This window comes from Dokdonia sp. Asnod1-B02 (genome assembly GCF_045063955.1).
Lineage (GTDB): Bacteria > Bacteroidota > Bacteroidia > Flavobacteriales > Flavobacteriaceae > Dokdonia.
In genome coordinates this window covers 702,413-727,493 of sequence record NZ_JBEFNW010000002.1, presented here as the reverse complement: position 1 = coordinate 727,493, position 25,081 = coordinate 702,413, and the positions used below count along the sequence as shown (strand labels likewise).

Sequence of the window (25,081 nt, the reverse complement as noted above, 5' to 3'; positions counted from 1 at the left end):
TGAATACCCAAAACCTTTTAAAATGAAAAAACCAGCCTAAAAAGGCTGGTTTTTGTCGGGGTAGCAAGATTCGAACTTGCGACCTCCTCGTCCCAAACGAGGCGCGATAACCGGGCTACGCTATACCCCGAGTATTTAACGGGGTGCAAATATAATAAAATCTATTATATAATCACAAACTTTATTGATCAATAATTTTAAATTTTACTCTATTCTTATATAACTCTCGCCTTCGGCCCTATTTCCATCTTCATCTAGCTGTATTTGCTGGTAGCTATTTGCTCCCATCACTAGCTCAAATCTAAAAATCTGAGTCGTATCTACTATATTCATCATAGGACCAGAAGCGTATTCTAACCGCTCTACTAGAAAACCATCTGTCACCTTATAGGTCCCATACCCAAACCACTCATTACTATCTGAAGGATCGTTACGCGTCCACATCACCTTTCCCTTACTATACATCTTCACCTGCCTATAGCCATTCTCATTGGGCAACATTTCTGAGAGCATCCCATTTTCATACATCTGCTGGTTTTCTAATTCCCACACGCCTTCTAAGATCATCGCAGGTTCATCCGTATTCAATCCATCACTTGTTAAAAGTGTAGCACCCATCACATAAAAGCAAAGCATCATTAGTGTTTTCATAATATTTGAGTTTAGTTAATAATTTATTTTTCAACACTTTAAGGTACGAAAAAATTAATAAGATATGCGTTGAACGTTTTTTTGAACCATGCTATTTCCCTAATGATTACGCTTTATTATATTTACGCGCATAAAAACGGGTAGTAGCTTAGTCCGGTTAAAGTGCTGGTCTGGGAGACCAGAGATCGGAGGTTCGAATCCTCTCTACCCGACTTAAAGTAGATACGTGGTGTTTATTTTACGCTTTCGCGAAAGCGTACTCCTCTCAACCCTATTAATCTCAGTCTTTTTTAAGATATTTAACCTGTGAATACAAGACAGCGTTTAGACAGAGCTTACAAAGCAGCAAAGGAAATACCATTTTCTGATGCCGATAAACTAGTTTTCTTTTCCGATTGTCACCGTGGAGACAAAAGCTTTGCCGATGATTTTGCTAGAAATGAGAATATCTATTACCACGCCTTAAAACATTACTATAAAGAAGGATTTACATACTACGAGCTAGGGGATGGTGATGAGCTATGGGAAAATAGCTCCTTTGAAAGCATCTTGCGTGCACATAAAAATGTCTATACATTACTGCAGAAGTTTCACTTTGAAAAACGACTTCACCTCATCTGGGGAAATCACGATATGGTTTATCGCGATAAGAACTATGTTCAAAAACATTTGAGCACTTATTTTGATCCTAAAGATGGCAGAGAAGAGGTTTTATTTAAAAATCTAGAGTATCACGAGGCATTGATCTTAAAACATCAGGAAAGCGCTCAAGAACTCTTTTTATGCCATGGTCATCAAGCCGACTGGCTCAATTATCATGGATGGCGCTTTAATAGATTTCTCGTGAGAATCTTATGGAAACCACTTCAAATATTTGGCATCTCTGACCCTACGAGTCCTGCAAAAAATTACAAAGAGCTCATAAAAGTAGAGCGACGTATTAAAAAGTGGATCACAGAAAATAATAATCTACTCACCATAGTAGGGCATACACATAGACCTCGATTTCCAGAACCGGGAGATATTGCTTTTTTTAATGATGGTAGTTGTGTTCACCCACGTAGTATCACAGGCTTAGAAATAGAAAATGGCGCTATCTCTCTTATAAAATGGCATATTACTACCACAGAAGAAGGCCACCTGCATGTAAATCGCGTGCTACTGGAAGGACCTCAAAAAATAAGGGATTATAAAACTAGCTAGTTTTATAATCCCTCAATATAGTTTTTAATAAAATAATTTAGTTCTACTCCTCTGGCGCAAGTGTTACTCGTAATCCATCCATATCTGGATGTATATGAAGCTGGCAACCTAAACGGCTATTATCCTCTACATGAAAGGCTTCTGCAAGCATTGCTTCCTCATCATCACTCATCTCCGGCAACACGTGATCACTCTCAACATAACACTGGCAAGAAGCACACATCGCCATACCTCCACAAATACCTATGGTACCTTCTGGAGCGAGCTCATAAGAGCGCACAACCTCCATTAAGTTCATATTCATATCTGTAGGGGCATCAATCTCGTGAGCAACGCCATCGCGATCTGTGATTGTAATTTTAATATCTGTCATGGATAGCGATTTATGCGTTAGTACCCTTGTAATAAATGAATGGTCGTATGGTTAGTCTATAGCTTTAACTACAGCTTTAGGAGCTTCTTTCTTTGTTCCGTCAAAACCTGTTACTCCACCTACGGTTGTATATTTCATCACATAACGTTTATCTGGAAAGATACGCTGGTAAGCACTCTGACACATTAACGTTGCTTCGTGAAAACCACAAAGTATTAACTTCAATTTACCTGGATATGTATTTACATCTCCTATTGCATAAATACCTGGAATGTTCGTTTGGTAGTCTAAACTGTTATCCACTTTAATGGCATTTTTCTCAATCTCTAGCCCCCAGTCTCCTATAGGACCAAGTTTTGGTGCAAGTCCAAAAAGCGGTATAAAGTGATCACAAGGCTCATTAAAAGTATCTTCACCTTGTTTGATAGTCACTCCGTTTACATGCGTATCCCCTAGTACATCAACCACCTCTGCTGGGGTGATTAATTTAATGCGCCCCTGGTTTTTAAGTTCTTGGACTTTCTCCACACTATCAAGAGCACCACGGAATTCATTACGACGGTGCACTAGTGTAACCTCGCTAGCAACATCTGCTAGAAAAATACTCCAGTCTAAAGCACTATCTCCGCCACCAGCAATTATCACTTTCTTGTCACGGTACAACTCAGGATCTCGTATAATATACTCTACCCCTATATCTTCGTAACTCGCAATATTAGGAATAGGCGGTTTACGAGGCTCAAAACTCCCTAAACCTCCTGCAATTGCTACAACTGGCGCGTGGTGTTTTGTTCCTTTATTTGTGGTTACTATAAAGCTCCCATCCTCCTGTTTATCTATAGTTTGAGCACGCTCACCTAGTGTAAAACCTGGTTGGAAAGGCTCTATTTGTTTCATTAAATTATCTACAAGATCTCCTGCAAGCACTTCTGGAAATGCAGGGATATCATAAATAGGTTTCTTAGGATAAATTTCAGAACACTGCCCTCCTGGTTGAGGAAGTGCGTCAATAAGATGACATTTTAACTTTAATAATCCTGCTTCAAAAACGGTAAAAAGCCCTGTAGGACCAGCACCTATAATGAGTATATCTGTTTTAATCATTGATTCTTATTAATACGCTTTCGCGAAAGCAAAAATAAATACATCCCCTATCTAAGAAAATGACCTTTATCAGTCTTACGCCTTAACATTAATAACTTCTTCTATCTGAGGAGCAAATTTTTTAATAGTCATCTCCACACCACTTTTAAGGGTCATTTGATTTACAGAGCATCCTACGCAAGCTCCTTGTAATTGAACACGTACAATAGTATCGTTTTCTATACCTAAAAGGGTAATATCTCCACCATCACTCTGTAAAAATGGACGAATTTCTTCTAGTGCATCTTCTACTTTCTGGGTTAACTCTGCTCCGGTCATAATTAATTCTTTACAGCAGAACAACCTGCCATGGTAGTAATCTTTATAGCCTCTGTAGCTGGCAAACTCTTGTTGCGTCGTACAGTTTCTTCCACTACATTCTTAGTAAGCTCATCAAAGGCTAGCATTGTAGGCGTATTTGCTTGTAATGCAGCTGGACGACCTATATCTCCAGCTTCACGTATGCTTTGCACTAATGGTATCTCCCCTAGTAAGCGCACTCCTAAATCTTCGGCAAGGTGCTTTGCTCCTTCTTTTCCAAAGATGTAGTATTTATTATCTGGCAACTCATCTGGTGTGAAGTAAGCCATGTTCTCAACAATACCAAGTACTGGTACATTGATACTCTCTTGCTGAAACATTGCTACACCTTTCTTTGCATCTGCAAGTGCAACCGTTTGCGGTGTACTTACAACTACAGCACCAGTGATAGGTAGTGATTGCATAATACTTAAATGTATGTCTCCAGTTCCTGGAGGAAGGTCTAGCAGTAAGAAATCTAGTTCTCCCCAAGCAGCATCAAAAATCATTTGATTTAAAGCTTTTGCCGCCATAGGTCCTCTCCAGATTACTGCTTGATCTGGCTTAGTAAAAAATCCGATTGAAAGTACTTTTACTCCGTAGCTCTCTACAGGCTTCATTTTTGACTTCCCATCTACAGTAACAGAAAGTGGTCTCTCATTTGCTACATCAAACATAATAGGGACAGAAGGACCGTAAATATCTGCATCTAGAATTCCTACTTTGAACCCCATCTTTGCAAGTGTTACTGCGATATTTGATGTTACTGTAGATTTACCTACACCTCCTTTTCCAGAAGCAATAGCTACAATATTTTTAATACCAGGAATGTCCTTTCCTTTTATCTCGTTACTTTCATCTTTGGCTGGTGCGTTGACTTTTACATTAACCTTCACTTGTGCTTTTGCAAACACTTTATCGTGTATGGTTTTCATAATATCAACCTCTGCTTTTTTACGTGCTTGTAGTGTTGGGTTATTGATAGTAATATCTACTATCACCTCATCACCAAATGTAAGTACGTTTGTAACAGCACCACTATCTACCATATTTTCTCCAGCACCTGGAGCTGTTATGGTTTTTAAAGCCTCAAGAATATCGTTTTTTTGTAGTTTCATTGTCGTGTTTAAGCAATTCTGAATAATCTCTAATTAGACTGATTCTAAATGCAAAGATACAACCGCAAGGAGGTATATTCCAACCTTTGAAATTTCAAATTATTTGACATTTCAAGTTTAATTAATCCTTAAATAATACATTGTATTTTAAAGGTTCTCCCTCAAGTTTCATAAGTCTTGAGACAACTCCACACTAGGATCCCAAAAGTGCTTTTTAAAAGCTACAATTTTATCATCTACCACTTCTACCCCTTCATTTTCTAGTAGCTGCTGCATGAGGTTAGTTTGCGGGAAGTGGTGCTTACCGGTAAGTAGTCCCACACGATTTACAACTCTATGAGCAGGTACTTCACTATGTATATGTGAACCATTCATTGCCCAACCTACCATACGGCTGCTTCTAGCAGCTCCTAGGTACTTTGCAATAGCACCATAACTGGTTACACGACCATAAGGTATTAGGGCTGCGACAGCATAGACCTTTGTAAAAAAGTTTTCGGTTTTTGGGGCGTAATTCATTCGAAGTAAATGGTTCTTATCAGTGTGATAATCATCAATATCACCATGAGACACGCCATAAAGTAATTAGAATACTTTGTAAACGTGGTTGCCCTGTTTTGAATTCTAGCAAAAAATATTACATAAAAATACAATGCTGTAAAGGTACCCAGTGCAGCAGCTAGCACAAATAGAGCAATAGCCACAATATCATATTCTACTTTGCCACTCACATTTAATGCAGCTCCTAATGCACAGAAATAAGGTATAGGTAAAATATTAAGCGCCGAAATCATCATCCCTTTACCAAGACTCTTGATGCCTCTATTTTTAGAAAGCTTGACTTTAGGAACCTTACCGCGCTTTGCCTTCATAAAGAAGAACACTGCCATAATCAAGAAGATTACAAGCCCTGTTCTTAATAACATATTCTGTACAAATGGATTGCCAAAAATATATTTAGCCAGTAATACCGCAATAAGTGCTTGTATAATAACAATAAACGAAGCACCTATCGCGACCAGTAATCCATTATTACGACCACGCTCAACGCAAGTTTTTGCAACCGACATATTGATTAGACCAGGAGGTATAACTCCTGCTAAAGCAGCAAAGAATGTGATTAAGAAGAGTTTTGTTATCTCCAAGGCTAGCGTTTACTTAACTCTAAATTTAATATAAGTAATTGGTTTTCCTTGTTCTAGATATTGTTTTTCATAAAAAGTTTGAATACCTACCACTTCCTTGGGAGAATATTCATTCTTGTATACATTATGATTTGCCTCTAAAATCTCGTGACCTTCGCCATGAAGTAGCCCTAAGGTATAACCATGCATAAACTCAGAGTCAGTTTTTAAGTTTACACAACCGCCTGGTTTAAGAACACGCTTATACTTTTGGAGAAACTCTGTATTAGTCATTCTGTGTTTTGTACGCTTGTACTTAATTTGAGGATCTGGAAAAGTTATCCATATTTCATCTATTTCCGCTTTCGCGAAAGCGTACTCTATCAACTCAATTTGCGTACGCATAAAACCTACGTTAGTCAAGTTGTCTTCGATAGCGGTTTTTGCTCCTCTCCAAAAACGAGCACCTTTGATGTCAATACCTACAAAGTTTTTATCTGGATATGATTGTGCAAGACCCACAGAATATTCCCCTTTACCACAGCCTAGCTCGACCACAATAGGGTTATCATTCTTAAAAAAGTCTTTATTCCATTTACCCTTTAATGGGAATGTACCATCTACGAGTTCTTCTCTCGTAGGTTGAACTACATTTGAAAAAGTCTCATTTTCTCTAAAACGCTTAAGCTTATTTTTACTTCCCACAGGTATATTTAATGTTTTGGTAAAATTAAGGAAACTTTTAGTAGTTAGAAGTGTTAGATATTTGCATTGTGAATTATAAAAAACACATACTAGTTGCACCCCTCAACTGGGGACTGGGTCACGCTACGCGATGCATCCCTATAATTCACACCCTATTATCTCAACAGTATAAGGTAACCATCGCTAGTGATGGTCAAGCCTTGAAACTGCTTACTAAGGAATTTCCAGAGCTTGCGACCGTCACTTTACCGTCATATAATATTGAGTATTCTGAGAAAGGATCACATTTTAAAAGAAAACTGATTGCAGATCTGCCTTCCATAAGAAGAACCATAAAAGAGGAACACAGAGACCTTGAAGAACTTATCTACAAGTTGGGCATAGATGGTGTGATTTCTGATAATAGACTTGGATTATATACTAAGAAGGTGCCCTGTGTGATTATAAGCCACCAGCTGCAGGTCTTGAGTGGCAAAACCACTTGGTTCTCATCTGCTGCTCATAGAATGTATCTCCAAAGATTTAACGAATGCTGGGTTCCTGATGTAGCCGGTGATATAAATTTAAGTGGCGTCTTAGGACATCCACAAAAAAAATTATCTATCCCTACTAAATATATAGGCCCTTTGAGCAGAATGAAATCTTCTGAGGAAGAAATTATATATGACTATATCGCTGTGCTGTCTGGACCAGAACCACAGCGCACCATGCTGGAAGGTATTATTATCGCGGTTTTTAAGAAAGCGAGTGTAAAACTACTTATTGTGCAAGGAAAGGTCTCCACTGAAGAGCAGGTTGATAAAATAGGCGCTAATATTAAGGTTGTAAATTTTCTAACAACTGCTGCATTAGAAAAAGCGATTAATCAGAGTAGGTATGTAATTGCACGATCTGGATATACCACAATTATGGACCTTGCTATAATGAAGAAAAAGGTGTTTTTTATACCTACGCCTGGTCAAACTGAACAAGAATATCTCGCCGAATTATTAAAATCAAAAAAGATTGCTCCCTACTGTACACAAGACAGTTTTAAGAGCAAGGAGCTACCTAGATTAAAAGTATATCCTGGCTTTGAGCAAGGGATACCTTTTTATAATTTAACTCAATTCTTCGGCCTTTTCAATGGTGAAGGAGAACTCAGAACCCACTCCAAATTCGCTTTCAACATACACTCTTTCTTCATGCGCTTCAATGATGTGCTTTACAATAGAGAGTCCTAATCCCGATCCACCCACTTTACGGTTACCAGATTTATCTACACGATAAAAACGCTCAAAAAGCCTAGGTATGTGTACACTTTCTACGCCTTCTCCATTATCTGTAATACGCACGAGCACTTTATTCTGGATTAGGTCTTGTACACTTACTTCTGTCGTTCCGTTTTCTTTACCGTACTTAATAGAGTTCTCTATAAGATTAGTAAGCAACTGCTGTATGCGCTCCTTATCTGCATTGACCATCACACCTTCATCATAAGGCGCGTCAAAAGCAAGCGTAATATTTCTTCTAGCAGCTTTCATTTCTAGCATTTCAAAAGTGCTGCCTACTAACTCAATAATATCAAAATACTCGTAGTTAATGTTAAGATCGCCTACTTCAAGCTTTGTAATCATATCTAGATCATTAACTAGATATATGAGACGCTCCACACCTTTTTCGGCACGTTGTAGGTATTTTTTACGTACGGCTTTATCATTAATAGCCCCATCTAGTAATGTAAGAATATAACCCTGTACTGTAAACAGCGGGGTTTTTAATTCATGAGCTACATTTCCTAAAAAATCACGTCGATACTCTTCTTGAATGCGCAGAGATGATATTTCTATTTTCTTACGTTTTGCATAACGCTCTACTTCCTCAGATAAGGAAGCCATGTCTGTAGTTATATTATCTGGTGTAAAACTTACATCCTCAAGGAGTTTTATGTTATCATAAATCTCTTTTACTCCCCTGATAATGAAAAACTGCGTTCTATAATGAATAATTAAAAAAGAAACTACAAAACATAGTCCAATCCCAACAACTAGCGCTTCCCAAGATGGCTCACCATCACGGAATAACTCAAGCGTTACAATTAGTATCGCAAATACTATCGATATGTAACTCGCTGTAATAAGAGAGAATGAGTAAGACTGCTTATCTCCTGCGGCCATTAAATCACAAATTTATAGCCTACACCTTTTACGGTTTTAAAAGACTCATCACCTATTTTTTCTCTAAGCTTACGTATGTGTACGTCTATCGTTCTACCACCTACTACTACTTCTAGCCCCCAGACTTTATCAAGTATATCTTCACGAGTAAATACTTTACCTGGTTTTGAGGTTAATAATGATAATAATTCAAATTCTTTGCGCGGCAGTGACAGTTCTTCTTTGCCTTTATACACCTTATATTCTTCTCTATTTATTACTAGGTTACCCACTTTTGTAATTTGAGAAGAAACTTCTTCCTCTTTAAACCTGCGCAGTAATGCTTTTACTTTACTTACTAACACTTTAGGCTTAATAGGCTTTGTGATATAATCATCTGCACCAGCATCAAATCCTGCTACTTGAGAATAATCTTCTCCTCTAGCAGTGAAGAATGTGATGATAGTTTGATCTAGATCACTATTTGCACGTATTACTTCACAAGCTTCTATACCATCCATCTCTGGCATCATCACATCAAGAATAATTAAATGAGGTGAGTGTTTTTTTGCAAGCTTTACAGCCTCTACTCCGTTTGACCCAGTTATAACTTGGTAACCTTCATTAGATAGATTATAACCTACTATTTCAAGAATATCCGGTTCATCGTCTACAAGAAGAATTTTTAGGTCCTTTTTTTTCATGCTTTAAATATTATACGCCTAGTGTAAATATACGTTGTTTTAGTCTTTTGATATACACTGCAATGTATTAGCAAAATTGCCGGTACTCATGTTAAGAGCATTAAGATTTTGTTAAGTTTTTCTATAATCACAACTATTGGCAAGGTAAAATTAAATCATTTAACTACATGATTCACAACACATCACTTCTAAAAAAATATTTTATCACAAGCCATTTTTAATCATTAGAACCACTCACCCGTCATCAAACTTCATAAAAAACTAGCTTGAATATGGGTAGATATGTTTTATATCTTTGCACAAACACTATTCTCAATGCCCCAACGGTCTATTTTTGATATCACTACAGATGCACAATTTGAAGAAGCTGCGCTGGAGGCATTTCGCTTTCAATTTGAGAATAATAATACCTACAGATCTTTTTGTGACTTGCTCTACAAACACCCTAGTGAAATAAAAAGAAGCAGAGACATTCCTTTTTTACCTATTCAATTTTTTAAATCGCATACCATTCTAACAACTGGATCAGAGACTTCGGTTGTATTTAGTAGTAGTGGTACTACGGGGAGCATCACTAGCAAGCACCATGTTGCCGACTTAAGCTTGTATGAGGATAGTTTTAGGCACGCTTTCGCGAAAGCGTACGGTAACCCAAAAGATTATGTAATCCTAGCATTACTACCCTCCTATCTAGAAAGATCTGGGTCTTCACTTATTTACATGGTAGATGATTTAATAAAGACCAGTGATCACCCTGACAGTGGTTTTTATTTAAACAACCTCAACGAACTTGCAAATAAACTAGACTCACTAGACAAGGCAGGGCAAAAAGTATTACTTATAGGTGTATCATTTGCACTATTAGACTTAGTTGAATCCCATCGCTTTAATCTCAAAAACACCATCATAATGGAAACTGGTGGTATGAAAGGACGTCGCAAAGAATTAGTGCGTGATGAGCTGCATGAAATACTTTGCAACGGTTTTGGCGTGTCTTCAATACATAGTGAATATGGGATGACCGAGCTATTAAGTCAGGGTTATTCTAATGGAAACGGGATATTCACCACACCTCCATGGATGAAAATCTTCACTCGAGATACAGAAGATGCCCTAAGCTTATTAGACGGCACAAAAACTGGTGGTCTCAATGTAATTGACTTAGCCAATAGATTTTCTTGCCCCTTTATAGCCACTCAAGATCTTGGACGAGTATACGAGGATGGCAGCTTTACCGTAATAGGTCGTTTTGACAACTCAGACATACGAGGCTGCAACCTAATGTCTCTGTAAAATGTAATCTTGCTAAAACTAATACGACTTACTTTACGTACGTATTACTAAAATAGCAAGTTTATGAAATCACTATCATTTATTCTCGTAGCATTATTTACAATTGTCGCTACCGCTCAAAAAACGGATTACAACCTCAAAAAAGGATATGTAGCCGAAGGATATGACGTGACAGAATATTTTAACAATAAAGCGATAGAAGGAGATAAAGAGTTTACCACAACCTATGATGGTGCAAAATTCCAATTTGCAAGCCAGAAAAACTTAGAGGCTTTTAAAAAATCTCCAGAAAAATTTATTCCTCAATATGGAGGGTATTGTGCATATGCCATTGCAGATAAAGGAAAGAAAGTATCTATAGATCCAGAAACTTTTCAAATACTTGATGGCAAGTTATACCTTTTTTATAATTCATGGGGAACTAATACTCTTGAGAGCTGGAATGAAGAGGGAGCAGCCACTTTAAAGAAAAAAGCAGATATTGAGTGGGAGCGTGTAAGGACTAAAAATTAAGAACGACTTTATAATAGATTGGTTAGTTAGTTAGAAAGCCCCAGATGTTCACTTGAACACTGGGGCTTTCATATTTCTAATAGTAAAGTTTTTATCTCAACTAGATTGCTCTAATAACAAAGTAGTTTTTCTTACCTCTTTGAAGCAGTACAAAGGTTCCATTTATTAAATCTGTAGTCTGGATAGTATAATCCTCTCCTACTTTTTCCTTATTTATCGAGATTGAGTTTTCTTTAAGTGCACGTCTCGCTTCTCCATTAGATTTTAAAAATCCAGTCTTTTCTGCAAGTGCTGCGATAATATCCAACCCACCTTCTATTTCAGATTTTTCTATCTCTGCTTGTGGTACACCTTCAAAGACATCTAAAAATGTTGCCTCATCAAGAGACTTTAGATCATCACTTGTACTTTTACCAAATAATATATTTGAAGCTGCGATTGCTTTTTCTAACGCCTCTGCATCATGAACCGTAGTGGTTACCTCCTCTGCTAGTCTCTTTTGTAAAGCTCTCTGATGTGGTGCCTCTTTATGAGCTGCAACAAGTGCTTCAATCTCTTCTCTATCTAAAAAAGTGAAGATTTTAATATACTTCTCTGCATCCTCATCTGTTGTATTTAACCAGTACTGGTAGAATTTATATGGAGATGTTCTTTTTGCATCTAGCCATACATTACCTCCTTCACTTTTTCCGAATTTACTTCCATCGGACTTGGTGATAAGCGGGCATGTAAGTGCATATCCTTTTCCGCCTCCTATGCGACGAACTAATTCTGTACCAGTAGTAATGTTTCCCCACTGGTCACTTCCTCCCATTTGAAGTGTAATTCCTTCGTTTTTATATAAATGCAAGAAGTCATACCCTTGTACCATCTGGTAGGTAAACTCTGTAAATGACATACCATCTGCATCTTCACCAGTAAGTCGGTTTTTTACAGAATCTTTTGCCATCATATAATTAACAGTGATATGCTTACCTATGTCACGGATAAAATCTAGAAAAGAAAACTCCTTCATCCAGTCATAGTTATTCACTAAAAGTGCCTGATTTTCTGCACCCGAAGTAAAGTCAAGAAATTGCGACAATTGGTTTTTCACACACTCTTGATTGTGACGTAATGTTTTTTCATCAAGAAGATTACGCTCAGAAGATTTTCCAGATGGATCTCCTATCATACCCGTAGCTCCTCCTACTAGTGCAACAGGTCTATGACCAGATCTCTGATAATGTGCCAGTAACATAATAGGAACTAAATTTCCAATGTGTAATGAGTCTGCCGTAGGGTCAAAACCTACATATGCAGAGCGCATTGCTTCCATTAAATGTTCTTCGGTTTGTGGCATCACATCGTGTATCATCCCACGCCACTTTAATTCTTCTACAAAATTCTTAATCATTGCTATTGTATTTAGGCAGTAGCAAATATAAAAAGAAGGATGTGACCATGGCTATTGTTTCTATTAAAAAGACAAATCATGTATACACTCCATATAATCAAGAATTAACTCATGAGATGTATCTTTACCATATGATTTTAGTTACTGGGAGTACTGGACTTGTAGGCAAACATTTACTGTTGAGCCTCACACAAAAAGATCAAAGCGTTAGAGCTTTGTACCGAAGCGAATCTAAGAAGGCGGAGGTTGTTTCTTTTTTTGCTTTCGCGAAAGCGGAATCTCAATTACACCGTATAGATTGGGTTCAAGGAGATATTACAGAAATACCCAGCCTCACTGCCGCTTTTGAAGATGTAACCTATGTATACCATTGCGCGGCACTCATTTCATTTGACCCTTACCAATTTAAGGAGCTCACTAAAACAAATATTGAAGGAACAGCAAATGTTGTAAATCTAAGCCTAGCAAATAATATCAAAAAACTAGTGCATGTAAGCTCTATTGCCACGCTGGCAAGCACACCAAACAATCCAATTACAGAAGATAATTTCTGGGATCCAGACGCCCAAAACTCAGTATATGCGCTCACAAAAAATGGCGCAGAGATGGAAGTATGGAGAGGAACACAAGAAGGATTAAACGCAATTATTTTAAATCCCGGAATCGTAATAGGTGAAGGAAACTACCAGACCGGTAGCGGAAAGTTCTTTAATCATATTCTTGAAGGAAAAGCTTTATATCCCACTGGAGGTAGCGCAGTGATAGATGTAAAAGACTTAGTAGCATTAATGGAGAAAGCTATCAATAGCACCCTAGCACAAGAAAGGTATATTGCGACTGCTTACAATGTCACTTATCGTGATTTACTAGAAGAAATAGCAAAGACCTTAGGTAAGAAAGCACCTAGTAGCCCTTTAAGCAACGGCTTACTGCAATTTTTAAACTTCTTAGACTCGATAAGAGGCATATTTACTCGTAAAAGGCAAATAACTAAAATAGGCTACAAGTCATTGCAAAGACAGACATTGTACAGTAATAATAAAATAATAGAAGCGTTTGATTACATTCCCACTCCGCTAGATGTGACTTTGTCACGTATAGCGCTACATATTAATCAAGCTCGCTAGAATCTTCTTTAACTTGTATAATTTTTCTACTAAAAGTATCAGTAACCAAACGCCTCGGGATCTCTTTAAACTTAGTAGAATCTTTTTGTTTGAACTTTGCTTTTACCTCTTTTGCTTTTAAAGTCCTCAGAGAATCTTGCTCTTTTTTCTGCACTGTTTCTATAGAGTCATTTACTTTTAATTCTGCCTGTACTCTTGCAAGTACTTTTGCGTTTATTCCTTTGTATAAATCTACATCTGCTGTGTAATACGCTAGATTTTGTGCGTACGTAAGACTGTCAATATCAAACTTATCATAAATGTAAGTTTCTGGCTGAATTCCTAAAAGTTTAAGTTGCGCAACATTATAACCTCTAGCACTAGATACAAGTACAGATTCATATAATATGCTCTCCATGGTATTCTCATCAATAAAGTTACCTGGCTTTTCTACAGGTGGAATGTCTTGACAACTTATCAAGCATAAAAGACCTAGAAATAAAGCATATAATCCTCTCATTATCTATCAAACGTAAGACGTTCACCAAAAAGTTCGTCGTATACCTTAAAGTTTTTATGCGCAAGGCGTCCATTTACAAAGGTGTGTGTTATTCTAGACTTAAACGTAGTCCCTTCAAAAGGAGACCAGCCACACTTATAAAGAATATTATCTTTTTGTACCGTCCATGGTGCATTGAGGTCTACAAGCACAAGATCTGCTTTATAACCTTTACGTATATATCCTCTTTTTTCTACTTGAAAAAGTATTGCCGGGTTATGACACATCTTCTCTACAATCTTCTCTAAAGAGATTTTCCCTTGATGATAAAACTCTAACATTGCTGGTAAAGCATGTTGTACTAGTGGCCCGCCACTAGGAGCTTTTGTGTAGACGTTGTTTTTTTCTTCTAGAGTATGTGGAGCGTGATCTGTGGCTATGACGTCAATCTTATCATCTAGCAACGCTTGGAATAACTCATCCCTATCCTTAGAAGTTTTTACTGCTGGATTCCATTTAATCTTAGATCCTTTCTCATCATAATCTTCATCAGAAAACCAAAGATGATGAATACAAACCTCTGCTGTAATTTTCTTTTCGGCTAGTGGGATACTGTTATCAAAGAGCGCTGTTTCTTTACCCGTAGATAAGTGAAAAACGTGAAGTCTCGCTCCCGTTTTCTTTGCTAGCTCTATTGCTCTAGATGAAGATATATAGCAAGCCTCCTCACTTCTAATTATAGGGTGAAGATTCATAGGTATATCATCACCATAGCGCTCTTTGTATATAGCTAGGTTTTTTCTAATAGTCTCTTCGTCTTCACAGTGGGTTGAGATAACCATGTCTGTAGACTTAAAGATCTTTTCAAGCACAGCCTCATTATCAACAAGCATATTACCTGTAGAGCTACCTAAGAACAATTTAAGTCCTGCAACATTCTTCTTGTCTACCTTTAAAATTTCTTCTAGGTTATCGTTAGTTCCCCCAAACATAAAAGAATAGTTTGCTGCAGACGAGTTTGCTGCAATCTCAAACTTCTCTTCGAGTTTTTCAATCGTAGTGGTTTGAGGCACTGTATTAGGCATTTCAATAAATGACGTAATACCTCCAGCAACGGCAGCCTTAGATTCTGTAGCTATATTTCCTTTATGAGTAAGCCCAGGCTCTCTAAAGTGCACTTGATCATCAATAATTCCAGGTATAAGGTAAGTACCCTCTGCATCAAAAATATGCACATCACCAGATTTTGCACTTATACTCTCTGCAATTTCTTCTATAATGCCATTATGTACTAACACGTCACCTCTAAAAATGGTTCCTTCGTTAACAATATGAGCATCTTTTATTAAAATCTTTTCCATAATTATTTTTTAAAAAGATGTTGTAATCGCATTTTAACAACACCAAAAATCGCCTCAGAAATAATACCTGAACTCATTTTACTCTCCCCTTTAGTTCTATCGGTAAACACCACAGGAACCTCAACTATTTTAAACTTTTTAAGATATGCTTTATACTTCATCTCTATTTGAAACGCATATCCTACAAATTTAATATTCTCTAGATCTATTGCTCTAAGCACCTTATGATGATAACATATAAATCCCGCCGTAGTATCATAGATATCCATCCTTGTAATAAACCTCACATATCTTGAGGCTCCCCAAGAAAGTAAAACTCTCCCCATTGGCCAGTTTACCACATTAACTCCCGTTACATATCGAGACCCAATAGCAAGTTCTGCACCATCTTTAACACAAGCATTATAAAGCCTTATTAAATCATTTGGGTTGTGTGAAAAATCTGCATCCATCTCAAAAATATATTCATATTCTTGATTAAGCGCCCATTTAAAACCCGCTATGTATGCTGTACCTAACCCATTTTTTTTGGGTCTATTTAAGAGAAATAATTTCCCTTTATATAATTCCTGAAGTTCTTTTACCTTGGCTGCTGTTCCATCTGGAGAGTTATCATCAACCACTAAAATATGGAAAGCGCGTTGTAACGCAAATATATTGCGCAACAGCCTCTCTATATTTTCGATTTCGTTGTAGGTGGGTATGATAACTACAGCGTTTGCCATGCAATCTTGTTTGAGGCAAATGTACTTATTTTAATAAGGTCATTACACCTCAGGAGCACCTTTTGGTATAATTTGTAGTATTTTTAACGCTCTAAAAAAACTCCTCGATTTGGAAAGCAGTCTACGTCTTATTACATATCAAAACTGGATAACAATAATCATTGTAGGTTGTGTGATATTACTAGCCGCTATCAAGTTTTTTTATCAAGCAAGATTCTCAGATTTTATAAATGTAGTAGGTGCAGATCGCTTTTTTAGCACAAGATCTAAGGGGGTTTTTATATTACATCCTTTACAGATCGTGTTACTCGTGATACAATTTACAGGAATCTCCCTTTTGTTTTACCTAGCCTACTGCTCCATAACAGGCCTTCCTTATTCTGAGAACTTTGACATTTTTAAGTATATCTTTTTGGGATACTCCATCTTTGAGATTGTAAAATTCCTGCTAGAACGATTTATAGCATATGTTTTAAATTTTGACAAAAAAATGCAGTCCTTTTTTTACAAACGACTTAATGTGAAGCACCTTTTAGGCCTATTTGCGCTTTTAGGAAGCGCCTTTATTGTGTACCAACTGCAAATTCCTTTTTATTTCATTTACAGCATCCTAGGTATAGTCATTACTATTTACACTATTTCGCAATTTTGGCTCATCCGCAAATACAAGAGTGACTTTTTTAGGTTTCCTTTTTATTTTATTTTGTATTTTTGCACTCTCGAAATTGGACCCTACTTTATTTTGTACTCATTCATCGCAAAACAGTAGCCCAATTAAAAAAATGAGTGTTTATGAAAGTGAAAACTATCCTCGTTTCGCAACCAAAGCCTAAGGTTGAAAACTCACCTTATTTTGAGCTAGAACAAAGACAACGCGTTAAAATAGACTTCATCCCTTTCATCCATGTAGAGGGTGTCTCTGGTAAGGAAGTTAGATTACAAAAAGTAGATCTTAAAGACTACACTGCAATCATACTTACAAGTCGTAATGCCGTTGATCACTTCTTTAGAATTGCAGAGGAAATGCGTTTTAAAGTGCCAGATACCTTAAAATATTTTTGTCAGAGTGAAGCTGTTGCTTATTACTTACAGAAATACGTGGTGTATCGTAAGCGTAAAATATATGTAGGTAAACGCACATTCCCAGAGCTTATTCCATTAATTAAAAAGCATAAGAATGAGACATTCTTATTGCCATCATCAGATAAGTTCAAACCTAACGTTCCAGAACTTCTAGATGCTTTAGGTGTAAAATGGATGCAATCTACTTTTTACAAGACAGTAGTAAGTGACCTTTCTGAATATGAAAATGTATTTTACGACATATTAGTATTTTTTAGCCCGAGTGGTATTCAATCATTATTTGAAAACTTCCCTAACTTTAAGCAAAACGACACACGTATTGCCGCTTTTGGGAACACCACAGTAAAAGCTGCCGAAGAAGCAGGACTTAAAGTAGATATTCAAGCTCCTACTCCAGAGACTCCTTCTATGACAATGGCTTTAGAGAAGTACATTAAAGACGTAAACAAGAAGTAATATTCTTCTATCGTATATATAAAAAAACCTGCTCGATGAGCAGGTTTTTTTATGCTTGTTAATGAAATGTACCAACTAGCTAAGCGTAAACCTCCTCGCGTTTTATCTCACTTAATATACCATCCCAAAGATTTAATCGCACTTTTAATGCTTCCTTAGACACAGCAACTACTTCATCCCATTTATTGTTATCATCACCACATAAATGTTCAATCATTTTTAGCGCCATAGGCCCATGCTCATCTTCATCTAGCTCAATGTGGCGATCAAAATAATACTTAAAATCAGATAAATCCTTTGCCGGGAAGTTCTCCTCTATCTCTCCAATAATTGCGGTAAACATTGCTGGAATTAGGTTTTCACGACCAAAAGTAAATGCCGCAGCTATCTCATGTAAGTTACCCCCATCTATAATATCAAATGTAAATTTCAAAAACTGACGTACGCTATTTGGCAGATTTTCGATAGCCTCATGTATTGCGATTACATCAAAATCTGTAGCAACAAGACTATCTATTGCAACCGTACTCGCACCAGCTTTTTGCATAGCATCGATGTACATCTCATAATGACTCTGTCGCCCCCCTTTTGCATTTATATCTGTCTCCTCAGCAAGAACAATTTCATTGATTAAATATCTAGTTTCGGCACTTCCTACTGGTCTCCATGGAGTTTGGGTACACGTTAATCCATTTTGCAAAGCCTTCAGTAAAGACATAAAATCCCAAACAGCATACACATGATGCTCCATAAAGACCAAAAGATCATCTGGAGTTTTTATCTCTTTATACAAAGGATGGCTAAGCAATTGTTCTTGAAGCGGTTGTATTTCTTGTGTGACGTGTGAAATCATTTGTAATCTTTTTTAATATATATAATACGTATATAATCGCACTGTGGTTCTTGTAGACAGACATCAAATTTACGTTTTTAAGAAGGTAAATTGAATTTTTACGCTTTCGCGAAAGCGTAATTAAACCATAAAAAACACTTCCTTAACATTTATAGACAGTTACTGTTTAAATCCCCTTTGATATATTTATTTTTGCACATCTCAAACAGAGCAAGAAATGTACAGAACGCACAATAATGGAAGCCTAAGAGCTGCCGATGTAAATAAAGAAGTTACCCTCGCAGGATGGGTTCAAAAATCTAGAGATAAAGGATTTATTATTTGGGTAGATCTACGTGATCGTTACGGAATGACGCAACTTGTTTTTGACGAGGAGCGTACCGATGCATCTATCATGGAGCAAGCACGTAAACTAGGACGCGAATTTGTAATTCAAGTTACTGGAACCGTTATAGAGCGTGATTCAAAAAATCCAAATATTGCTACTGGAGATATCGAGATTTTAGTATCAAAACTAGAAGTGCTTAACGCTTCACTTACTCCTCCTTTTACCATAGAAGATGAAACTGATGGTGGTGAGGATGTACGTATGAAATACCGTTACCTAGATATACGCCGCAAGCCAGTGCGTGACAGCTTGATCTTTAGACATAAAGTTGCATTAGAAGTACGTAAATATCTTTCTGATCAAGATTTTATTGAGGTAGAAACACCATACTTAATCAAGTCGACTCCTGAGGGAGCTCGTGATTTTGTAGTTCCTTCTCGCATGAACGAAGGACAATTTTATGCATTACCACAATCTCCGCAAACCTTCAAGCAATTGCTTATGGTGGGAGGAATGGACAAATACTTCCAGATTGTAAAGTGTTTCCGTGATGAAGATTTACGTGCAGATAGACAGCCGGAATTTACACAAATAGACTGTGAGATGGCTTTTGTAGAGCAGGAAGATATCTTGAATATTTTTGAAGGACTTACACGCCACTTACTTAAAGAAGTAAATGGTGTTGAGATTGAAAAATTCCCTCGCATGCTGTATGATGATGCAATGCGTTTATATGGTAATGACAAACCAGACATCCGTTTTGGGATGGAATTTGGAGAGCTCAATGAAGTAGCACAACATAAAGACTTTGGCGTTTTTAATAATGCAGAGCTTGTAGTAGGTATTGCTGTCCCAGGTGGAAATAGCTATACTCGTAAAGAAATAGATAAACTCATTGACTGGGTAAAGCGCCCGCAGGTAGGTGCACTAGGAATGGTGTACTCTCGTTGTAATGACGATGGATCATTTAAGTCTTCTGTAGATAAATTTTATGACCAAGAAGATCTAGCAAAATGGGCAGAAGTAACTGGAGCTCAAAAAGGAGATCTTATCTGCATCCTTTCTGGAGAAACTTCAAAAGTTCGCGCTCAAATGAGTGCATTACGTATGGAGCTAGCAACACGTTTAGGATTAAGAGATCCTAAGGTATTTGCTCCATTATGGGTAATAGATTTCCCATTACTTGAACTAGATGAAGAGACTGGGCATTACCACGCAATGCACCACCCATTTACATCTCCTAAGCCTGGACAGATAGAACTACTAGATACAAAACCAGGAGAGGTAAAAGCAAATGCATATGACCTTGTACTTAACGGTAACGAAATAGGAGGAGGATCTATACGTATACACGATAAAGAAACGCAAGCTATCATGCTACGCCACTTAGGCTTCTCTGAAGAAGAAGCTAAGGCTCAGTTTGGCTTCCTTATGGACGCCTTTGAGTATGGAGCGCCACCACACGGAGGTCTTGCTTTTGGGCTAGATAGACTTGTTGCTATTCTTGGAGGACAAGAAACTATACGTGACTTTATTGCTTTCCCTAAAAATAATAGTGGTCGTGATGTCATGATAGACGCACCTGCTTTTCTTGATGATGAGCAAATGAAGGAATTGAATTTGAAGTTACGTGATCAAAAGTCATAACACTAACAAACTCCTACTTAACAAAACCAAGTCTTGGAAACAGAAGAAAATCAAAGCAACTCTAAAGTATTTAAAACTGTTTTAAAAACGATAGCAATCACGATGGTTAGCATCTTGGTACTAGCTATCATTGCTTTTTTTATAACCATTACATTCTTTGAATAAATGAACAAAGCTCGACGTATTTTCATCATTGTTCTTTTCTTTATTCTAGCAGCGATGCTTGCATATGGCTTTTACTGCAAAGACAATGTAGACGCAGCTTTGGGTCATAAGTTTATTGGCCTTTCTATTGCAGGTGGTTTTTTCATTTTAATGCCCACTTTTATTTATCACCGCTGGAAAGATCGCAAAGTGGCAGACTATATGCTCACAGATGACGCTTTTAAAAGAATGAAAGAATTTAACAATTCCAAAGATAAAAAGCGCTGAATTTAAAGAGTTTACATTAATATAATATTAGCAAAAGTTTTGGTTACCAAATAAAAGTGTAAGTTTGCACTTTATTAATACATATTTTATAATGGAAGGAACAGTAAAATTTTTCAATGAGTCAAAAGGTTATGGTTTTATAACTAACGACGACACCGGTAAAGACATCTTTGTACACGTTACAGGTCTTAACGGGGAAACTATCAACGAAGGAGACAAAGTTGAGTACGTAGAAGAAGAAGGAAGAAAAGGATTAACTGCTGCACAAGTACGTGTACTGTAGTTATCAAGATAGATAGATACTTTTTTACGATTACAAAAGCTCGCCTATGGCGGGCTTTTTCGTTTACAACAACTTTATAAAAGTATAGTTTAGAATATTCTATTAAGTACCACACTCGCATCTAGAAGTACTATACAGAACACCCCAGCTACAATAATAAACTTCAAAATATTGTGAAGTAGCACATAGTGAGGTCTTGCCACAGACCTCCATAAGATGGCTAGAAACAATAACAACAAAGCCACACTCCCATAAAAGTAATAGCTCATATACCCTAACTTAAAGTGGTTTATTAAAAAAAAGATAGGAACTATTGTAAGACCTCCTAGAATAGTAAGCAACCACTTTGAGGTAGTAGTTCCGTATATAACAGGTATTGTTCTATAGTTCTGAACGAGATCACCTTTTAAATTTTCTAGATCTTTTACCATCTCGCGCATAGCAATTACTAGAAACAAAAAAGATCCGTGCACAAAAATCACCGGAGCAAGATTTCCGTAGTAAATAAACACGGCAAAAAATGGAGTAATCGCGAGTGTTGCCGCTACTAGATTACCTACAAAAGGATATTTTTTGAGTTTATGTGAGTAAATCCATATTCCAAAAATATAAAGCGCATAAAATATCACCGCTCTAAAGGACACATAACTAGCAGCTATCGCAGCTAGAAAGTTGAGCACAAAATATATAGACAGCTTTGTGTTTTGACTCACGAGCCTGTCTAACATGGTCTTTTTAGGCCTGTTAATCAAGTCCTTTTCAGAATCGTAAAAGCTATTGATGATGTAACCTGCTGCGATTGTAAAAACGCCAGCAAGCACTAGGAATAAGAGATTGAGATCAAATATGATTTCGCGTAAGCGTAGATCTGGCGCTAGTATAAATATAGATGTGAGATACTGTGCAATGACGATCACCAGAATATTGTAACCACGCACCACAGAAAAGAGGCTAATTAACTTAAGGATAAAACGTTTGTTTTTTCTCGAAAGCATTAGTTACCTTTTAAGTAAATAGTATGAATTATTAGAAGGTGTAAACCACTTCTAGCTTGTGTCCTTTAAGAGCCTGTTGTGCCTTTTCTAAGTCTTCTGTAAACCCAAGCATGTAACCACCACCTCCTGAGCCACAAAGCTTCAAGTAGTAATCATTAGTATCTATCCCTTGCTTCCATAGATCATGAAATTTTGCAGGAATCATAGGCTTAAAGTTGCTAAGCACCACTTTAGATAATTGCTTCACATTGCCAAAGAGCGACTTTACGTCTCCCTTTAAAAAATCATCTACACAAGCATCTGTATGTTTTACAAACTGGTCTTTAAGCATTGCTCTAAAACCATCTTGCTTCATACTTTCCATAAAGATGTTTACCATAGGAGCAGTCTCACCTACGATACCACTATCTAATAAGAATACAGCACCTGTACCCGTTTGCGCTTGAGAAGGAATCCCAGCAGCTTCAATATGATCTTTACTATTGATGAGAATAGGTAAACTTAAATAGCTATTCAGGGGATCTAACCCAGAAGATTTACCGTGAAAGAAGGACTCCATACCGCCAAAAATTTGCTTCAAATTAAGCAATTTCTCGCGTGTAAGATTTTCTAACACCGTGATTTTATCTACTGCATATTTATCATAAATAGCCGCTACTAGTGCACCACTACTTCCTACCCCATAACCTTGAGGTATACTAGAATCAAAATACATACCTGCATCTACATCTTCTTGCATTTGATCAATATCAAATGAAACAAGCTCTGGCTGCTCAGTTTGTAAGTTTTTTAAATAGATAACAAAACGTGCAAGATGCCCGTTTGATGCAATAGCATCATCATTAGGATTCTCTTCTATTTTAAGGGCTCCGTTATAGAAGTTATAAGGAATAGCAAGACCTTTAGAATCTTTTATGATTCCATACTCGCCGAACAATAAAATTTTTGAATAAAAAAGTGGACCTTTCATAATGGGGATCTCCTAATGAGTTACACAAATTTACAGTTTTTTTGCTCCATTACCCACACAATCATCAATATAGTGGCTGTTTTGGCAAAATTTTAAAAGTTCGCTAGCTATAAATTTCTGAACAGACTCCTTTTCATTTTCTGGATATAACACATGAACATTTGCTCCAGCATCAAGTGTAAAGCAAATTTTTGAACCTGTTTCATTACGGTAAGCCCAGATTTCATTTATTATCTCGAGTGTTTTAGGCTTCATCAAGATAAAGTATGGATGACTCGTCATCATCATAGCATGCAGTGTGAGTGCCTCACTTTCCACGATTTTTATGAACTGATCTACATCACCTTGCTTAAAAACTTGCATCAAGCTTGATAAGTTTTCATGTGCTTGGGTAAATCTCGCTTTCGCGAAAGCGTGACCATGCATTAAATCATGCCCTACAGTACTACTCACTTGCTTCTCACCTTTATCTACTAGCAATATGGTATCTTGATAATTGTGGAATTTCTCATGAATTTCTCCTTCGTAAGATGTTCCATAAAAGTTTGTGCTCCCTTCTATCTCTGCATGCTTACCCCAAACCACAAGAGGACCTTCTATACTTCTACATGCGCTTCCAGAACCTAATCTAGCAAGAAAACTTCCCTTCTCATTAAAGAAAGTATCTGTCATGGCTACCTCCATACCTCGCTCCATTTCCATAAGACAGAGCGCAAGTGCACTCATACCAGATGCAGAACTCGCAATACCAGAACTATGCGGGAAAGAGTTAGATGTCTCAATTTTATATTCATACTCCTTTACAAAAGGCATATAAACAGCTATACGCTCAAAAAACTTTGCAATTTTCGGCTTGAAATCTGGCGCTGCTTCTCCATCTAAAAAGATCTCAAAAGGAATCTCGCCAGATGTATTACTATTCTTTTTATAAGATAGCGTTGTTGTTGTATGGCAGTTAGATAAGGTGAAGCTTATGCTTGGATTTTGAGGTAACTGCTCGCCATATTTACCCCAATATTTAACAAGGGCTATATTACTAGGAGATTGATAACTTACAGATCCTGCAGGTAAAACTTGGTAATCACCAGAGGGTATAAAATCGCTTTCGGTCATTGAGTTTGAGTAGAAATTTATACAAAGATAGCAATATCAACGCTTAGAGACGTCTAAGATTATTCACTACCTTTAAGTCTTAACCAATTTATTTTATGGACAAAGATTTATTAATTCGCATTGTTCTGAGTATAATCATTTGCCTTCTTGTAGGCACTATAGGCGCTCTAGCAACCCAAAGCAGTATAGATACGTGGTATGTAGGTCTTATGAAACCTAGTTGGAGTCCGCCTAACTGGATTTTTGCACCCGTATGGATTATACTTTATATCATGATGGGTATAGCCGCCGGTATTGTATGGAATAGAGGTTTTTACCACAAGTGGGTAAAAGTAGCTTTATACCATTTTGGTTTTCAGCTTATACTTAATGGACTGTGGAGCATCATATTCTTTGGACTAGAACAACCCTTCTTTGCACTACTCACCATTTGCGGCCTTTTTATCTTAGTCATATTAACGATAAAATGGTTTAAGGTTGTAGACAGATGGAGCGCAGCATTACTTATTCCTTATATATTATGGCTTGCCTTTGCGACGGCTCTTAATTTTGAAATCTGGCGTCTTAACTAG

General features: G+C 37.1%; 28 protein-coding genes, 2 tRNA genes and 1 pseudogene. 12 read left to right on the top strand and 19 right to left on the bottom strand.

Annotation, left to right across the window (positions count from 1 at the left end; all coding sequences use genetic code 11):
* Window positions 1-55: 55 nt before the first annotated feature.
* Window positions 56-130 (bottom strand) — tRNA-Pro (locus tag ACJJVU_RS03360).
* A 74-nt stretch (window positions 131-204) separates the two neighbouring features.
* The gene (locus ACJJVU_RS03355; protein ID WP_298329561.1) at window positions 205-651 is read right to left on the bottom strand and encodes a hypothetical protein; all 447 of its coding nucleotides are present in this window, start codon (window positions 649-651) and stop codon (window positions 205-207) included.
* A 137-nt stretch (window positions 652-788) separates the two neighbouring features.
* Between ACJJVU_RS03355 and ACJJVU_RS03350 the strand changes: the two genes are divergently transcribed.
* Window positions 789-863, top strand: a tRNA-Pro gene (locus tag ACJJVU_RS03350).
* A 94-nt stretch (window positions 864-957) separates the two neighbouring features.
* A complete protein-coding gene (locus ACJJVU_RS03345) occupies window positions 958-1,854 on the top strand; it encodes a serine/threonine protein phosphatase (RefSeq protein WP_405222287.1) in 897 nt (298 codons plus the stop codon).
* 43 nt (window positions 1,855-1,897) lie between these two features.
* Here the strand turns inward: ACJJVU_RS03345 and ACJJVU_RS03340 are convergent, their stop codons facing one another.
* The 7 genes from ACJJVU_RS03340 to trmB all read right to left on the bottom strand — a co-directional run bounded on the left by ACJJVU_RS03340 (window position 1,898) and on the right by trmB (window position 6,617).
* The gene (locus ACJJVU_RS03340) at window positions 1,898-2,227 is read right to left on the bottom strand and encodes a 2Fe-2S iron-sulfur cluster-binding protein (protein ID WP_298329566.1); all 330 of its coding nucleotides are present in this window, start codon (window positions 2,225-2,227) and stop codon (window positions 1,898-1,900) included.
* A gap of 51 nt (window positions 2,228-2,278) precedes the next feature.
* The gene (locus ACJJVU_RS03335) at window positions 2,279-3,331 is read right to left on the bottom strand and encodes an NAD(P)/FAD-dependent oxidoreductase (protein ID WP_339846697.1); all 1,053 of its coding nucleotides are present in this window, start codon (window positions 3,329-3,331) and stop codon (window positions 2,279-2,281) included.
* Between the two features lie 75 nt (window positions 3,332-3,406).
* Entirely contained in the window at window positions 3,407-3,649 is a 243-nt protein-coding gene (locus tag ACJJVU_RS03330; protein ID WP_108877190.1) for a NifU family protein, read from the bottom strand.
* 2 nt (window positions 3,650-3,651) lie between these two features.
* On the bottom strand, window positions 3,652-4,788 hold the full coding sequence (locus tag ACJJVU_RS03325) for a P-loop NTPase (protein WP_405222282.1): 1,137 nt from the start codon (window positions 4,786-4,788) through the stop codon (window positions 3,652-3,654).
* A 168-nt stretch (window positions 4,789-4,956) separates the two neighbouring features.
* Window positions 4,957-5,307, bottom strand: coding sequence for an MGMT family protein (locus tag ACJJVU_RS03320; protein ID WP_405222279.1), 351 nt, complete (start codon window positions 5,305-5,307; stop codon window positions 4,957-4,959).
* Window positions 5,304-5,933, bottom strand: a complete 630-nt coding sequence (locus ACJJVU_RS03315) for a LysE family translocator (RefSeq protein WP_298329580.1) — start codon at window positions 5,931-5,933, stop codon at window positions 5,304-5,306. The genes ACJJVU_RS03320 and ACJJVU_RS03315 overlap by 4 nt, the downstream gene beginning before the upstream one ends.
* Window positions 5,934-5,942: 9 nt before the next feature.
* On the bottom strand, window positions 5,943-6,617 hold the full coding sequence (gene trmB / locus ACJJVU_RS03310; protein WP_298329583.1) for a tRNA (guanosine(46)-N7)-methyltransferase TrmB: 675 nt from the start codon (window positions 6,615-6,617) through the stop codon (window positions 5,943-5,945).
* Between the two features lie 506 nt (window positions 6,618-7,123).
* Here trmB and ACJJVU_RS03305 point away from each other — a divergent pair.
* Window positions 7,124-7,606 (top strand): annotated as a pseudogene (locus ACJJVU_RS03305) (glycosyltransferase); the annotation flags it as partial.
* A gap of 111 nt (window positions 7,607-7,717) precedes the next feature.
* On the opposite strand, the gene ACJJVU_RS03300 reads toward ACJJVU_RS03305, so the two are convergent.
* Window positions 7,718-8,773, bottom strand: a complete 1,056-nt coding sequence (locus ACJJVU_RS03300) for a cell wall metabolism sensor histidine kinase WalK (protein WP_298329585.1) — start codon at window positions 8,771-8,773, stop codon at window positions 7,718-7,720.
* Complete coding sequence (locus ACJJVU_RS03295; RefSeq protein WP_298329587.1) at window positions 8,773-9,456, bottom strand: response regulator transcription factor; 684 nt, start codon at window positions 9,454-9,456, stop codon at window positions 8,773-8,775. The genes ACJJVU_RS03300 and ACJJVU_RS03295 overlap by 1 nt, the downstream gene beginning before the upstream one ends.
* 315 nt (window positions 9,457-9,771) lie before the next feature.
* On the opposite strand from ACJJVU_RS03295, the gene ACJJVU_RS03290 reads away from it, so the two are divergent.
* Together ACJJVU_RS03290 and ACJJVU_RS03285 are read left to right on the top strand one after the other, a co-directional pair.
* On the top strand, window positions 9,772-10,749 hold the full coding sequence (locus ACJJVU_RS03290) for an acyl transferase (protein ID WP_405227453.1): 978 nt from the start codon (window positions 9,772-9,774) through the stop codon (window positions 10,747-10,749).
* 63 nt (window positions 10,750-10,812) lie between these two features.
* Window positions 10,813-11,262: a YHS domain-containing (seleno)protein gene (locus ACJJVU_RS03285; protein WP_339846677.1), complete on the top strand. Its 450-nt coding sequence runs from the start codon at window positions 10,813-10,815 to the stop codon at window positions 11,260-11,262.
* Window positions 11,263-11,362: 100 nt separating this feature from the next.
* Here the strand turns inward: ACJJVU_RS03285 and tyrS are convergent, their stop codons facing one another.
* A complete protein-coding gene (gene tyrS / locus ACJJVU_RS03280; protein WP_298329596.1) occupies window positions 11,363-12,658 on the bottom strand; it encodes a tyrosine--tRNA ligase in 1,296 nt (431 codons plus the stop codon).
* On the opposite strand from tyrS, the gene ACJJVU_RS03275 reads away from it, so the two are divergent.
* Window positions 12,658-13,785: an NAD-dependent epimerase/dehydratase family protein gene (locus ACJJVU_RS03275; protein ID WP_405222272.1), complete on the top strand. Its 1,128-nt coding sequence runs from the start codon at window positions 12,658-12,660 to the stop codon at window positions 13,783-13,785. The two genes, tyrS and ACJJVU_RS03275, sit on opposite strands and share 1 nt — an antisense overlap.
* Here ACJJVU_RS03275 and ACJJVU_RS03270 read toward each other — a convergent pair.
* The 3 genes from ACJJVU_RS03270 to ACJJVU_RS03260 are packed head-to-tail and all read right to left on the bottom strand — an operon-like array spanning window position 13,769 to window position 16,349.
* Window positions 13,769-14,284, bottom strand: coding sequence for a DUF4296 domain-containing protein (locus tag ACJJVU_RS03270; RefSeq protein ID WP_405222269.1), 516 nt, complete (start codon window positions 14,282-14,284; stop codon window positions 13,769-13,771). The two genes, ACJJVU_RS03275 and ACJJVU_RS03270, sit on opposite strands and share 17 nt — an antisense overlap.
* Window positions 14,284-15,624 (bottom strand): dihydroorotase, encoded by a 1,341-nt coding sequence (locus ACJJVU_RS03265; RefSeq protein ID WP_339846665.1) that lies wholly within the window; start codon window positions 15,622-15,624, stop codon window positions 14,284-14,286. Before ACJJVU_RS03265 ends, ACJJVU_RS03270 begins: the two co-directional genes overlap by 1 nt.
* Before the next feature lie 2 nt (window positions 15,625-15,626).
* Complete coding sequence (locus ACJJVU_RS03260) at window positions 15,627-16,349, bottom strand: polyprenol monophosphomannose synthase (protein ID WP_405222266.1); 723 nt, start codon at window positions 16,347-16,349, stop codon at window positions 15,627-15,629.
* Between the two features lie 109 nt (window positions 16,350-16,458).
* Between ACJJVU_RS03260 and ACJJVU_RS03255 the strand changes: the two genes are divergently transcribed.
* Together ACJJVU_RS03255 and ACJJVU_RS03250 are read left to right on the top strand one after the other, a co-directional pair.
* On the top strand, window positions 16,459-17,118 hold the full coding sequence (locus ACJJVU_RS03255; RefSeq protein WP_405222263.1) for a DUF4271 domain-containing protein: 660 nt from the start codon (window positions 16,459-16,461) through the stop codon (window positions 17,116-17,118).
* A 23-nt stretch (window positions 17,119-17,141) separates the two neighbouring features.
* Window positions 17,142-17,888, top strand: a complete 747-nt coding sequence (locus tag ACJJVU_RS03250; protein WP_013750948.1) for a uroporphyrinogen-III synthase — start codon at window positions 17,142-17,144, stop codon at window positions 17,886-17,888.
* A gap of 79 nt (window positions 17,889-17,967) precedes the next feature.
* Here the strand turns inward: ACJJVU_RS03250 and ACJJVU_RS03245 are convergent, their stop codons facing one another.
* Entirely contained in the window at window positions 17,968-18,741 is a 774-nt protein-coding gene (locus tag ACJJVU_RS03245; protein ID WP_405222259.1) for a DUF3050 domain-containing protein, read from the bottom strand.
* A gap of 217 nt (window positions 18,742-18,958) precedes the next feature.
* Here ACJJVU_RS03245 and aspS point away from each other — a divergent pair, with 217 nt between their 5' ends.
* The 3 genes from aspS (at window position 18,959) to ACJJVU_RS03230 (ending at window position 21,431) form a co-directional block, all read left to right on the top strand.
* Window positions 18,959-20,716 carry an aspartate--tRNA ligase gene (gene aspS, locus ACJJVU_RS03240; RefSeq protein ID WP_339846657.1) on the top strand — a complete coding sequence of 586 codons (1,758 nt, stop codon included), beginning with the start codon at window positions 18,959-18,961 and terminating at the stop codon, window positions 20,714-20,716.
* A gap of 165 nt (window positions 20,717-20,881) precedes the next feature.
* A complete protein-coding gene (locus tag ACJJVU_RS03235) occupies window positions 20,882-21,148 on the top strand; it encodes a hypothetical protein (RefSeq protein ID WP_035335508.1) in 267 nt (88 codons plus the stop codon).
* A gap of 91 nt (window positions 21,149-21,239) precedes the next feature.
* The gene (locus tag ACJJVU_RS03230) at window positions 21,240-21,431 is read left to right on the top strand and encodes a cold-shock protein (protein WP_013750944.1); all 192 of its coding nucleotides are present in this window, start codon (window positions 21,240-21,242) and stop codon (window positions 21,429-21,431) included.
* An 89-nt stretch (window positions 21,432-21,520) separates the two neighbouring features.
* Here the strand turns inward: ACJJVU_RS03230 and ACJJVU_RS03225 are convergent, their stop codons facing one another.
* The 3 genes from ACJJVU_RS03225 to ACJJVU_RS03215 are packed head-to-tail and all read right to left on the bottom strand — an operon-like array spanning window position 21,521 to window position 24,509.
* Window positions 21,521-22,426: a geranylgeranylglycerol-phosphate geranylgeranyltransferase gene (locus ACJJVU_RS03225; RefSeq protein ID WP_298329635.1), complete on the bottom strand. Its 906-nt coding sequence runs from the start codon at window positions 22,424-22,426 to the stop codon at window positions 21,521-21,523.
* Between the two features lie 31 nt (window positions 22,427-22,457).
* Window positions 22,458-23,396, bottom strand: a complete 939-nt coding sequence (locus ACJJVU_RS03220; RefSeq protein WP_379952819.1) for a mevalonate kinase — start codon at window positions 23,394-23,396, stop codon at window positions 22,458-22,460.
* A 30-nt stretch (window positions 23,397-23,426) separates the two neighbouring features.
* The gene (locus ACJJVU_RS03215; protein WP_405222253.1) at window positions 23,427-24,509 is read right to left on the bottom strand and encodes a diphosphomevalonate/mevalonate 3,5-bisphosphate decarboxylase family protein; all 1,083 of its coding nucleotides are present in this window, start codon (window positions 24,507-24,509) and stop codon (window positions 23,427-23,429) included.
* A 95-nt stretch (window positions 24,510-24,604) separates the two neighbouring features.
* On the opposite strand from ACJJVU_RS03215, the gene ACJJVU_RS03210 reads away from it, so the two are divergent.
* Window positions 24,605-25,081: a TspO/MBR family protein gene (locus tag ACJJVU_RS03210; RefSeq protein WP_013750940.1), complete on the top strand. Its 477-nt coding sequence runs from the start codon at window positions 24,605-24,607 to the stop codon at window positions 25,079-25,081.